We start from the raw sequence: 13229 nt of genomic DNA, 5'->3' as shown, positions 1-13229 counted from the left end.
CGTTTGTTCTCCCTGCTCGTCCGCCGGCCTGCGTCACGCCTCCGCTGCGCGTCGGTCATCGCGTCTACGGTCGCGGTCGTCGCCCTCGCGGTTGGCCTTCCGCTCAGAGCCCAGGTTCCGTTCATCGTTCCGGGGCCGTTCGGCCAGCGGGTCGAAACCGCGCCGTCGCGACTGCCGCCGGAACTCGACTCCGCCCGGGCGCTCGACCAGGCGTTGCAGCGGGCTGCCGACGCCTTCGCGGGAGGGCAGTGGGGCGACGGACTCGACGTGCTGGTCGAAGCGACGCAGCGCGACGTCGGCAGGCTCGCTCCGGCTGATGCGGCGAGGGCTGCGGAGGATCGCGAAAATGCCGAGCGACCGCAGCTATTCCTGCATGCCGAAGAAGCGGCGAATCGGTTCCTCTCCCGCGTCGCGCAGGCCGCGCCGCCGCTGCTGGAAGCGTACCGCGGTCGCTACGAACCGATCGCGGCGACCCATCTTCAGGAAGCTATCGCATCGCGCGACGAAAGCAAATTAACGGAGGTCTATCGGCGGTGGTTTCTGACGCGTGCGGCGGAGACCGCCCTGGCCGAGGCCGCCGCCTGGGCGCTGGAACGGGGCGACTTCGCGCTCGGGCGCGCGCGGTTGGAACGCCTGCATCCGCTCACGCGCGTTCCGCCCGCGCCTCCCGCCTGGAGCGCCGCGGCGGAAGGTTATCCGTTCTGGCTCGCGCTCCGGGGAGTCGACCTGTCCGATCCGGCGCGCCAGGCCGAGGCGAAGACCTGGCTGTCGCAGGCGCCCGAGGCTTTCGACGGATGGTTCGTTCCCGACGCCAAGGTAGACGTCGCGTCGCTGAGGGCGAAGCTCGCCTGGATCAGCGTGCTCGAAGGGGACCTCGCTCGGGCGCAGGTCGAACTCGCCGCGCTGCGACTGGCTCATCCGGGCGCGCAGGGCGAACTGGCCGGACAGACCGGCGACCTGGCGGAAACGCTCGCGAAGGAAATTGAACTGGCGCAGGCGGCGTTCGCTCAGGGGGCTCCGCCGCGAACGCTTCCCTTCGGCGAACTGGCCGAGACTCCGCAGTGGCGCCTTCCCCTTCCGCAGGTCGTGACCTTGTCCGCGTCAGCGCAGGGGCGACGCTTTTTCTGGGCGGGCGAGCGGTCCGAGGCCCTGCTGCCGTACTTTCCCGTGGCGTGGCGCGACGGCCTGTTCTGGGTCGAACCGTCATCGATCCGGGCGGTGGAGCTCGAGACCGGCACGCCGCTCTGGTCCGGCTTCGACGCCGAGCTTCCTCCGCCCGACAAGATCGGCGCGATCTACCAGCGGTCGACCGATCGCCAGGCCTGGACGAACTTCGCGGCTTCGGCGTTCGGCGTGCCGCGCTTCACCGCGACGATCGCCGGCGATCTGCTGGTCGCGCGGATGGGCGGCCCCAGGACGCGGATCGGGAACGACTTCCGCTCCGGAGCCGTCGACGAGGAAAGCGTCTTCGTCGGCCTGGATCTGGCGGCGCAGGGGCGCATGCTCGCCGGCTTCCCGATTCCTTCGGGCGAGCCGCGGAGACTCTGGGAAGGCTCGCCCGTCGTGGAGGGCGACCGAATGTTCGCCGCCTATCGCGTCGCCGAAGCGAACGACCGGCGCTCGCGGATCGGGATCGCGTGCCTCGAACTTTCGACCGGCGCGACGCTCTGGCAGCGGCTCGTCTCGTCAGGCGGATGGGAGGCCGAGTCGCCGCCGTCGATCGCTTCGCATGTGCGACCGTTGCTGGCCGAGGGAAAGGTTCTCGTCGATACGGGGCAGGGGACGCTGGCCTGTCTGGACGCGGCTTCGGGCGAGCCGATCTGGTCGATCGTCTATCCGTTCGACGATCGCTCGATGCGCGGCTATCCCGAAGCGAGCCGGGAGTTTCCTCCTTCGTATCGTGATCTCGCCCGGGGACTCGTTCGCCGGGGCGTCTGGTACGCCGCGCCGCAGGAGAACGACCGGATCTTCGCGATCGAGATCCATACGGGTCGGCTGCTGTGGGAAAGCGATCCGCTGGTGGACGAATTCGCCTGCTCGCATCTACTCGGGTTCGCCGACGGTTCGCTGATCGCGGCTGGTCGCGGGCTCGTCTGGCTGGACGAGGTCGACGGAAGCTGGCGCGGCCAATGGCCGGAGCCGGGCCAGCAGGTTCCGCCCGGTTTCGGTCGCGGGCTGCTCGTCGGCGAGGAGATTCTCTTTCCGACCGAGCAGGAACTGCTCGTCTTCGACCAGGCGACGGAGAGCGCCGGCAAGTTCCGCCGGGCCGTGCTGAAGCGTCGGGAGTCGCTCGCCGACCGGGGCGTGACGGGCGGAAACCTGGTCTACGCGTCGCCCTTCCTGGTCATCGCCGGTTCGGACGAGATCGTCGCGTTTCGCGTGCAACCGCCGAGCGACGCTCCGGCTCTGTCGGCCAAGGCGCCCCCGTCGTCCGAGGGTCAGGTTCGCAACGAATAGCCGTCAGGCAATGCCTGACCTACGACCGTGCCGTAGAATCATTCCTCCGCATCGCCTTCCGAACGATCTTTGTTCCGCAGCCTGTCTGACGAGTCCTTCATGGAATCCGCTGAACTGGCCGACCTCGAACTCCAGGCGCTCGAACGCCTGAACGACGCCCAGCGTCGCATCGCGGGCGAGCTGGCCAAGGTCGTCGTCGGCCAGCATCGCGTGATCGAAGAGATCCTGATCGCGATGTTCGCGGGCGGGCATGCGCTGCTCGTCGGCGTGCCGGGTCTGGCCAAGACGCTGACGGTGAGGACGATCGCCGACTCGCTGGCGCTGAAGTTTCGCCGCGTGCAGTTCACGCCCGACCTGATGCCCAGCGATATCGTCGGGACCGAGGTCATCCACGAGAATCGGGAGACGGGCGAGCGGGGCTTTCGCTTCATGCCGGGGCCGATCTTCGCGAACCTGGTCCTGGCAGACGAAATCAACCGCACGCCGCCCAAGACTCAGGCCGCGCTGCTGGAGGCGATGCAGGAACGATCCGTCACCGTCGCAGGCGTGCGGCACGATCTGGAAGATCCCTTCTTCGTCCTCGCGACGCAGAACCCGATCGAACAGGAGGGGACCTACCCGCTGCCCGAGGCGCAGCTCGACCGGTTCATGCTGCAGATCCAGGTCGACTATCCCAGCGAGGAAGAGGAGCTGCGGATCGCGCTCGAAACGACGTCCGGAGAGACCCGAACCGTCTCGCCCGTGCTGCACGGCTCGGACATCGTCGAGCTGCGCCGCATCGTTCGCCGGATGCCCGTCTCGCCTCGCACGGCGCAGTTCGCGGTGCGGCTCGCGCGTATGTCGCGTCCGACGGAACCGGGCGCTGACGACTTCGTGAAGAAGTACGTCCTGTGGGGCGCGGGACCGCGTGCGAGTCAGTACCTGCTGCTGGGCGCCAAAGCCCGCGCGGCGCTGAAGGGCTCGCGTCATGTCCGGCTGGAGGACGTCCAGGCGGTGGCGGCGCCGGCGCTTCGTCATCGCATCCGCACTAATTTTCACGCGGACGCCGAAGGGGTCGGCGTCGAAGCCGTCATCGAGCGTCTGCTCCAGATCGCTTCCGCCGCGCCTTCCCGGGACGACCATGTCGCCGAAGTTTTTCGACCCGCAGACGCTCGCGCGAATCCGTAGCTTCCGGCTGCGCGCGGGCCGGCTGGCCGAGGGGCTGGCGTCGGGCATGCACCGCAGTCGTCGCAAGGGAACCTCGATCGAGTTCGCGGAGCATCGCGAGTACGCGCCCGGCGACGATCTGCGCTACGTCGACTGGAAGGCCTACGCGCGGACCGACAAGCTGTTCGTGAAACAGTACGAAGACGAAACTAATCTCTTCGTCTGGATCGCGCTCGACGCGAGCCGGAGCATGGCCTATCGCCATCCCGACTCGCCCCTGTCGAAGTTCGAATACGGACAGTGCCTCGCCGCGTCGCTGGCCTGGCTCGCGTTGCAGAAACAGGACGCCGTCTCGGCGACGACGTTCGATTCGCGGGTGAGGATGCACGTGCGTCCCGGATCTTCCGGCGCGCACTGGAACCAGATCGTCGACGCGCTCGACGCCAGTCCGACCGACGAGAAGACGTCGCTCGCGCCGGCGCTGCACGACGCGGCGGAACGGATGGGTCGGCGGGGCCTGGTCATCGCGATCGGCGACTTCTTCGATAACCTCGAAGCGACGCTCGCGGGACTCAAGCAGCTTCGCGCCCGGCGTCATCGCGTCGCCGTGCTGCACGTTCTCGACCCCGCGGAACTGGAGTTTCCCTTCGACGTGCCGACGCTCTTCCGCGACATGGAACATTCGGGCGAGACGCAGGTCGACCCCGTCTCGCTGCGAGCGGCCTATCGCGAGGAGATCGATCGGTTTCGGCGGGAACTGGCCGAGGCCGCACGGCACTGGGGGATGGAGTATTACCTGATGACGACGAACGAGCCGATCGACGACGCCCTGGCTCAGTTTCTCGCCCGACACGAACGGCTGTCGACTTGAGAACTTCGAAAGGTGGAAAGTTGGTTCAGCCCGTGTGCCATGGCTGGCTTGTCCAGCCGTGCATGGCAGCGGGTTAGACGCTCGTCTTTGAATAATCTCTCCTTCAAGATTCGGCACGGCTGGACAAGCCAGCCATGGCACACGGATCCGTTTCTGCAACGCCGACCGCACTCGCTGAAGCCGCTTGACCTATGTGGTTCCTTCCCTTCGCCAGCGTGACGATGCTCGCCTTCGCTGCGGCGGCGGCGATTCCGATCGTGCTGCATCTGTGGAACCGGCGACGTCGGCAGACCGTCGAATGGGCGGCGATGCAGTTCCTGGTCGCCGCGCTGAAGAAGCGATCGAAGCGGATGCGGGTCGAGCAGCTTTCGCTCCTGGCGCTTCGTACGCTCGTGATGCTGCTGTTCGCGGCGATCGTCGCCGACCCGTTTCTGCCCAAGGGTGGAGCCTGGGCCGACGCGACGTCGGGCGACCGGACGCACTGGATCCTCGTGCTCGACGCGTCGTTCTCGATGCAGCGTCGCGACGACGACGGGAACGCCTTCGAACGGGCGCTGCGTCGCGCGGACGAGATCGTCACCGCGGCCCCGCGCGGCGACGGCTTCTCCGTCGTCCTGATGAGCGACTCCGCGATCCCGGTCGTCGGAGCGCCTTCGTTCGATCCGTCGGCGGTGCGGGAAGAACTGCAGTCGCTCGAAGCGCTCGACGGCGGGGCCAACCTGGACGCCACGCTGGGCGAAGTCGAACGGCTCGCGCTGCAGGCCGCCCGGGAGAGTCCCCGCCTCACGAACCGCTCGATCGTGTTCCTGTCCGATCTGCAGAAGCGAACCTGGGATGCCGCCGCGACGCCGACCTCGGCCGCGCGTCTGGAGGCGCTCGCGCAGGGGGCCGAGCTTTCGATTCTTGACGTCGGGTCGGACGACGCGGCCAACCTGGCCGTCGCGCGGCTTGGGCCTCGCGATCCGATCGTGCTCGCCGGAAGACCGACCGTCTGGGAGGCGGAGATCCGAAACCTCGGCGCGGAACGTCGATCGACGGCGGTGTCGCTGGCGATCGACGGCGAAGTGGTCGAGTCCAAGCGGGTCGACGTGCCGCCTGGCGAACAGGCTCAGGTCCTCTTCGAGCATCGCTTCGACCAAGCGGTCGCTCGCGCGATCGAGGTCCGACTCTCGGGCGACTCGCTGCCGCCCGACGACGTCCGGCGCTACAGCGCGGTCGTGCGGGATCGCCTGCGGATCCTGCTCGTCGGCGAGGACCCGCGCAGCCGGTTCTTTCTATCGAGGGCGCTCGATCCGCTCGGCGACGGAGGTCTCGGCATCGCCGTCGACGGCGTCGGTCCCGCGGCGCTCGCCGAAGCGAAACTATCCGACTATGACGCGGTCTTCGTCTCCAACCTCGGTCGCTTCGCGGAAGACGAAGCGGCGGCGCTGAAACGCTTCGCAGGGCAGGGCGGGGGACTCGCGCTCTTTCCCGGACCTGCCGTCGATCGCGAGAACTGGAACGAAGCGCTGGGATCCGAAGGCGCCGCCGGACTGTTGCCCGCGCGGCTGGGCGACGTTCTCGACGGCGATCTCCGCCTCTCCGCCACCAGCCTTTCGCACCCGCTCGCCGCCGCGTTCCGCGGGAACGCGCAGTCGGGCCTGTTCCGGATTCCGACGTGGCGCCGGGTCGCGCTGGAACCGCAGGACAGCGAAGGCGCTCGCGTCGCGCTGGCGTTCGAGAACGGCGAGCCGGCTCTGGTCGAAAAGTCCTACCGCGCGGGAAGGGTCGTCCTCTTCGCGACGGCGGGGTTCGCGCCCACCCGCGAAGGAACGGGAGCAGAGAGCGACGCCTGGACCGCGATTCCGGCCGTCGGCGACTTCGTCTCGCTCGTGCAGGAAACCGTGCGGTTCCTGGTCGAGGGCGCCGCCGCATCGCGAAACGTCCGCGTCGGCGATCCGCTCGTCGCGTCCACCACGGTCGGCGTCGCCAGCGATCAGGTCGCGATGGTTCGTCCCGACGGGGCACGCGTTCGCCTGGAGGGCGAGGTCCGCCGGAGCGGCGAAACGACCTGGACGTTCGGCGAAACGAATCGCGCCGGGTTCTACGATCTCGTTCAGGATGCGGGAAAGAACGACCTCGTCCGGCGCTTCGCGGTGGACGTCGATTTGCGGGAGAGCGACTTGGCACGAACCGACCTCGGGGCGCTTCCTCCGGTATTCGATCGCGTGCCGGCGAAGAGCGAGGCGACCGACGCGGCCCGGCTCGACAGCCGGCCGGCGCCGCTCTTTCCGATCCTGATCGGCGTGTTGCTGGCGCTCGTCGGGCTGGAAGCCTTCCTCGCCTGGAAACTCGGCTCGCACGGCGGGCCCTCCGCTCCTGCATCGCTCTTCGGCGGACGCTCCTAAGAAAGTTCTCGTGTCTTCCCTTCGAGTCGTTCTCTTCGCTCTGACGCTCCTGCTCGCCGCGACCGCGGCGCGGGCCCAGGGTCCGGAGTCGCCGCAAGCGGAGTCGCCAGAGAGCGAGACTCTGGCGGTCGACATGCGAACGGCCGAGACCGCGCTCGAGATTCCGGCGGAGGAGTTGACGACGCTGCCGGGCGAGGGGATCGAGACCGAGTGGGTTCCGACGTTCCAGCCGGCGGACTGGCTGGTCTTCGGGATCTCGATCCTTGCGGTCGTCGGAGTCTTCTGGCTCTACTGGCGCGAACGCGGCACGTGGCCGCTCGCCGCGCGGATGCCATTGATGGCGCTCCGTCTGGCGGCGATCGCGACGCTCCTCTGGATGTGGTACGGCTGGAGTTCGCAGACCTTCCGCACGGACCTGCCGGAGGTTCTGGTCGCGATCGACGTCTCGGAAAGCATGGGGACTCGCGACGTCGAGCGTGCGGCGAAGCTGGCCTCGACGCTCGCCCAGCGCTGGGGCGTCGCGCCCGAGGAGGAGGCCGATCGCCTGACGACGGCGCTGACGTTTCTCGCCGACTCGAAGGAGAGGCCCCTGCAAGAACTGGCGGAGCGTTATCGCCTGCGGGTCTATCTCATCGGTCAGACGGTGCGGCCCGTCGATCCGGAAGCGGAAGGGGGCGTCGAAGCAGCTCTTGCCGGGCTGGAACCGCGCGACGCATCGAGCGCCCTGGCCGACGCCGTTCGCGAACTGCTCGAAACGCAGCGGGGTCGTTCGACGGCGGCCATCCTGCTGGCGACCGACGGCGTGGTGACGCGCGGGCGCGAATGGGAAGAGGCGGGCGAGACGGCGAGGGCACGCAACGTTCCGCTCTTCTTCTGGGCGCTCGGCGACGACGAGGCGAACGAACGGCTGCGGATCGTCGATCTCGTCGCCGACCCGGTCGTCTTCGTCGGCGATCGCGTCACGTTCGAGGTCCGCGTGCAGGGACTCGTCGGCGACGCCGGCGCACGCGTCGCGCTGCGAAAGAAGGGCGAGACCGAAACGCTGGCCGAGGCCGCGCTCGAATCGACTGGCGCTTCGGGGGAGGGCTCCGCGACGCTGGAATACGAACCGCCCGAGGCTGGAGATTTCGATTTCGAGGTGGAAGTCGTCGCCGCCGAAGCGCCTGCTGCGGAAGGGGCGTCCGAAGACGATGCGGACGCGGAGTCCTCCCGCGTCGTGGCGGTGCAGGTGCGCGACGAGACGATCCGCGTGCTGTACGTCCAGGGCTATCCCAGTTGGGAGTTTCGCCACCTCAAGGACGCTCTCTCCCGGCAACGAAAGCCGGGCGCGGAGGACGCGAAGACGTTCGACCTGAACGTCGTGCTGCAGGAGGCCGATCTCGGATACACGCGCGTCGACGAAGAGGCGCTTTCCTCGCTGCCGGCGACGAGGGACGAACTCTTCGCCTACGACGTCGTGATCCTGGGCGACGTTCCGCCTGGCTATCTGGGGCGACCCTGGATGGAGAACCTGCGGCAGTTCGTCGAGGAACGGGGCGGCGGCCTGATCTTCGCCGCGGGTCCGCGCAACCTGCCGTGGGATTACCGGCAATCGCCGATCGAACCCCTGCTTCCCTTCGATCCCGCCGGCGTGACGCCTTTGCCGGCGGGCGATCTCGTCGCCGAGCGAAAGGTCACGCCGACGCGGCTGGGGCTGACGACGGCGGAGTTTCAACTCGCCCCGACGCCGGGCGAGTCGCTGGCGCAGTGGGGCGATCTATCCGGACTGCGATGGTACGTGCCCGTCCGATCGCTTCGTCCGGGCGCCAGGTCGCTTGCTGAACTGACGCCGGTCGATTCGTCGACCGATCCGATCCCGGTCGTCGCGATGCAGTACTTCGGCGCCGGCAAGACGCTCTTCGTCGGCACCGACGAGACCTGGATCTGGCGCCGCGGCGGCGGGGCCGAAGCCTTCCGCCTGTTCTGGACCCGGGCCGTGCGCGATCTCGCGCGGGCGAAGCTGCTCGGGTCGGAGGCGAAGATCGAGGTCGCGTCCGACCGCCGCGAGTATCGCTTCGGCGAAGCGGTCAATCTGCGCGTCCGGTTCTTCGACGAACGCCAGGCGCCCGCGGACGACGACGGAGTGTCGCTCGTCGTGACGGGAGCCGACGGCGCCAGAAGAACGCTGCGACTTTCTCGCCCGGGCGCGGCGCGGGGAGAGTTTTCCGGCGCCGTGGAAGGACTGCCCGAAGGATCTTATCGAGCGTTGCTGGTGACGCCCGCCACAGGCGCCGCGCCTCCCTCGACGACGTTCGCCGTCGCTCCGCCGCCCGGGGAACTGGCTCGCACGCGGACCGATCTTTCCGGCATGCGCGCCGCGGCGAGCCGCTCGGGCGGAAGCGTCTATCGCGAGCCCGACTTCGCCCAGGCGCTGGAAGATCTGCCGACGGGTCGGGCGGTGCGGGTCGACGCCTCGCGTCCCGTTCCGTTCTGGAACCATTGGATCGCCGCGTGCGTCTTCATCTCCGTCCTGACGCTGGAGTGGATTCTGAGACGCCGCGCGGGAATGCTATAACCGAAGACGTTCCGACTTTCTGAGTGGGGGACGAAAGTCCCCCGAGTCGGCGCTGAATTGACGTGTCGAAGCCCCGGGGGACTTTCGTCCCCCGCTCAGAGCGACGAAACCTGGAGCGCGAGTTTACCTGTGTCCCATCCCCTCCATACGCGACTGGATGACGTTCGCCGACGGGCGAATCGCCTGCGGTTCGCGTGGGGGCTTGCGCGGGTGATCGCGCTGGCGATCGCCGGGTGGATCCTGCTCGCCTGTCTGGACGCGACCGTCCGAACGTCGCAGCCGGTCTGGCGCTGGCTCGCGCTGGCTGTCTGGATCGCCTGCGTGGCGCTGGCTTTCCGGCGCTGGGCCCTGCCGACGCTGCGTCGACCGCTGACGCTGGAGGGGACGGCGCTGGAAGTCGAGCGGCGCTTCCCGTCGCTGCGCGATCGGTTGACCGACGCGATCGAGTTCCTCGAAGACCGGCAGTTCGCGGACGCCCTGGGTTCGGCCACGCTGCGCCGGCAGATGATCAACGAAACGTGGAGTCGCGTCGAGCCGCTCGATCTGCGCTCGACGCTTTCAGCGAGGCCAACCGCGATCGCCGCAGCGTTCGCCCTCGCCGCGCTGGCGCTGCTGATCGTCGGCCTGGCGATTCCGGCTTCGCCGTTGCGGCTGGCGTCGGCCCGCTTGATCGCGCCGTGGACGGCGGTCGAATGGCCCCGCCGGGATCGGTTGGTCGTGGAGCCCGACGTCCGTTCGCTCGTCCGCGGCGGACGCTTCGCGATCGAGGTCCGCGACGCGGAGGGGGCGCCGCCCGAGAAGGTGACGCTCGAACTGCGGTCGGAAGGAGCGTCCGGCGCTCAGACGTTCGAACTGACCAACCGTAAGGACCGCTTCCGCTTCGAGCGTTCGGGCGTCGAAGCGCCCTTCTCCTACCGCGCGTTCGGCGGCGACGACGACACGATGCCCTGGCGATCCGTCGCGATCGTCGATCCCGCAAAGGTCGTCGGTCTGGAGGCGCTCGTTACGCCGCCCGGTTATCTGCGATCGTCGTGGGGCGAGAACGTCGCCCGCGTGCCGGGCTTCGTACGCACGCTCGTCGGATCGACGATCGACGTGGAACTTCGTCTCGACCCCGAGCCGCAGGTTGCGAGGCTCGTCTTCGTTCCAGCCGGAGCGAGAGAGGCAGGCGCCGGCGAACTTCGCTTCGATCTGGCTCATGACGAAGAGCGCGATCTCTGGACGCTCCCGAAGGGGACGGTCTGGAAGCCCGCGACGTCGGGCGAGTACTTCTTCGAAGAAGGCGACGGCGCGATCCTGTCATGGGACGCCGAGCATGGCGGCGAGCCCGCGCGTTATCGCATCGAACTGGTGCAGGACGCCGCTCCCCGCGTCGTCGTCGCGGGACTTCGTTCGGGCGAACCGGTCGCGCCCAGGGCGACGCTGCCCTACGTCGCGACGGTGACGGATGACGTCGGCCTGTCGGAGATCGTCTGGCAGATCACGCAGGAAGGGCAGCCCGACGTGCGACTCGATCTGCCGCCCGAGTGGACGCTCGCGGAAGCGGAGGCTTCGCCGGAAGGGGCTTCGGAATCGCAGTCGCTGACGTTCGAACGCGCGCTCGTGCTGAACGATTCGCGAATCGTCGCCGGCACGTCGTGGGAGGCGAAGCTGATCGCGACGGATCTGGCCGGGAACGTCGGCGAAAGCGCGACCTTCCGTCTGCCGATCTTCGCGCCGGAACGGATGGCGACGCGCATCGCCGAACGGGAGTCCCGGCTGCTCTCGCTGCTGCGCGAAGCGCTCCGGCTGCTGCGCGATTCGACGCAGGAAGTCCGCGAGGTCGATCTGTCGGTCGAGACGATCGGATCCATCGAACCGGGCGCCGCCGATCGCTTGCAGCGGGCCGAGTCGAACCAGCGTAACGCGGGCGGACGTTTGTTCCGCGACGAAGAAAGCGCCCTCGCCGCGATCGACGCGACGCTCGCTTCGATTCGCGACAACGGTCTCGACCTGCCAGACTCCGTGGAGTCGCTGGAGAAGACGCGCGTGACGCTGGAGGCCCTGCGTGCGAACGCGTTCGCCGCAGCGGAAGCGGGCCTTCGCGATTCGCTCGCCGCCGTGCGGAGAGAGGAACTGCCTGCTCCGCCCGAGTTTCGGGGGCTGCTCGCGAGTACGTCGACGGCTCAGGACGCGGCGATCGTCGAACTGGAACGGCTGATCGGCGAACTGTCGGAGTGGGACAGCTACCGTCGCTTCCGCGACGAGATCGCCGGGCTCGTCCGCGAACAGGAAGGGATCGCCCGCGCCATCGAACCGATCGTCGAAAAGCGACGACAGGGGGACGATCTGAATGCGCAGGATCGGGCGCTCGCCGTGCAGCTTGCGGCCAGGCAGCGGGAGGTCGCGCGGCGACTCGGCAAGGCGATCGAAGAGATGGAAGCTGCCGCGGAATCGATCCGGCAGAGCGACGGCATGGCCGCCGATACGCTGCAGAACGCTGCCGACATCGCCCATGAACGGGGCGCGGCAGGCTGGATGCAGGAGGCCGCTCGCCAACTGGAGACCAGCGACTGGGCAGGCGCGGGCGAGCGACAGTCCCCGATCCAGGAAGCGCTCGACGAGATCGCCGGCGAACTGAACCGCCGTCGCGAACAGCGTCTTGATCGTCAGGCGAACGAGCTTCGCGACGCGGCGGAGGAAGCGCGTCGAATCGCGGCGAGCGAGCGCGACGACGCCGCCACGGATGCCGAGCGCGCCGCGGATCGCCAGGCGACCGACGAGCTGCGGCGCAAGCTCGAACGCCTCGGCGCCCGCGAAGCGTCGGAGCAGGCCCGCGAAGCGAAGGCGTCGCAGGGCGAAGCCGCCGACGCGAAAGAGCAGGGCGACGCTGCCGCCGACGCCGCGGCTCGTGAGGAAGCCGCCGAGAAACTGGACGCGGCCGCGGCGGCCGCCGAATCGGCCGCTGCTCAGGCCGAACAACGTCTGGCCGACGAACTGATGGCGCGGATGCGCGACTTCTTCGAGGGTCTGAAGGAGCGTCAGGAACGCCTGCGGGACGAAGCCGTGCGACTGGCCGAACTCGGCAGCGCCGCGACGGGCTGGACCGCCGGCCAACTCGCCTCCGTCCGCGCGATGGCCGACGAGCAGGAAGGTCTTGCCGAAGAGACTTCCGCCTTCGCGGAAGAGGTCGAATCGTTCAAGGCCTTCCGACTGGCGCTGTCGGGCGCTCACGATCAGATGCAGCGGGCCGCGGCGCTTGCCCGTCGACGACGTCTTCAACCCGACGCGATCGACGCCAAGAACCGGGCGCTGGAACGTCTGGTGCAGGCGCTCGCGGCGCTCGATGCGCGCGAACAGGCGGCTCAGCAGCCGCAGGAACCCGAGCCGCCTCAAGAGGGCGGCGACGAAGGCGCCCCGCAGCCCCCGCCGGGGAATCGCGAAGAAGAACTGAACCGGCTGGCGGAGATTCGGCTTCTCGCGCTGATGCAGGAAGAAATCCTGCGCCGGACTCGCGAACTGGAACAGAGCAGGCCCGAGGGCGAAACTGTCGCGCCGGAGATCGCCGAAGAGTATCGCTCCCTGGCGGAAGAGCAGGGGAGCCTGGCCCGGCTGCTGGAGGAATATTCGCAGGCCAGCGCTGCCGAGGAAGCGCCTCCGGTCGACCCGCTCGACATCGACGAAGCGCTGGAGAATCTGCCCGAACTTCCCGCTCCGCAGCCGTAAACTTCCTCAAGAAGCTGTCGTCGACCCGAGCAATTGTGAAATCCTGTTGAAGACGACCGGCTGCGAGAGTCCAATAATAGAGCGTCGCGGAATTAGCCGCTCGAATGCG

Annotated in this window: 6 protein-coding genes; all 6 read left to right on the top strand. The window is 68.5% G+C overall.

All coding sequences use genetic code 11. The annotated features are described in order from the left end of the window. Window positions 1–3 precede the first annotated feature (3 nt). The 6 genes from SH602x_RS21910 (at window position 4) to SH602x_RS21885 (ending at window position 13120) form a co-directional block, all read left to right on the top strand. A complete protein-coding gene (locus tag SH602x_RS21910) occupies window positions 4–2457 on the top strand; it encodes an outer membrane protein assembly factor BamB family protein (protein ID WP_479474313.1) in 2454 nt (817 codons plus the stop codon). Between the two features lie 99 nt (window positions 2458–2556). Then, window positions 2557–3624: an AAA family ATPase gene (locus tag SH602x_RS21905; RefSeq protein WP_479474312.1), complete on the top strand. Its 1068-nt coding sequence runs from the start codon at window positions 2557–2559 to the stop codon at window positions 3622–3624. After that, entirely contained in the window at window positions 3578–4474 is an 897-nt protein-coding gene (locus SH602x_RS21900; RefSeq protein WP_479474311.1) for a DUF58 domain-containing protein, read from the top strand. Before SH602x_RS21905 ends, SH602x_RS21900 begins: the two co-directional genes overlap by 47 nt. A 191-nt stretch (window positions 4475–4665) precedes the next feature. Then, window positions 4666–6861, top strand: coding sequence for a BatA domain-containing protein (locus SH602x_RS21895; protein ID WP_479474310.1), 2196 nt, complete (start codon window positions 4666–4668; stop codon window positions 6859–6861). 10 nt (window positions 6862–6871) lie between these two features. Then, complete coding sequence (locus tag SH602x_RS21890; RefSeq protein WP_479474309.1) at window positions 6872–9415, top strand: hypothetical protein; 2544 nt, start codon at window positions 6872–6874, stop codon at window positions 9413–9415. 57 nt (window positions 9416–9472) lie between these two features. Continuing rightward, window positions 9473–13120, top strand: a complete 3648-nt coding sequence (locus SH602x_RS21885; RefSeq protein WP_479474308.1) for a hypothetical protein — start codon at window positions 9473–9475, stop codon at window positions 13118–13120. Window positions 13121–13229: the final 109 nt, after the last annotated feature.

Source organism: Lignipirellula cremea (assembly GCF_056501455.1).
This window is presented reverse-complemented; position numbering and strand designations above follow the sequence as displayed.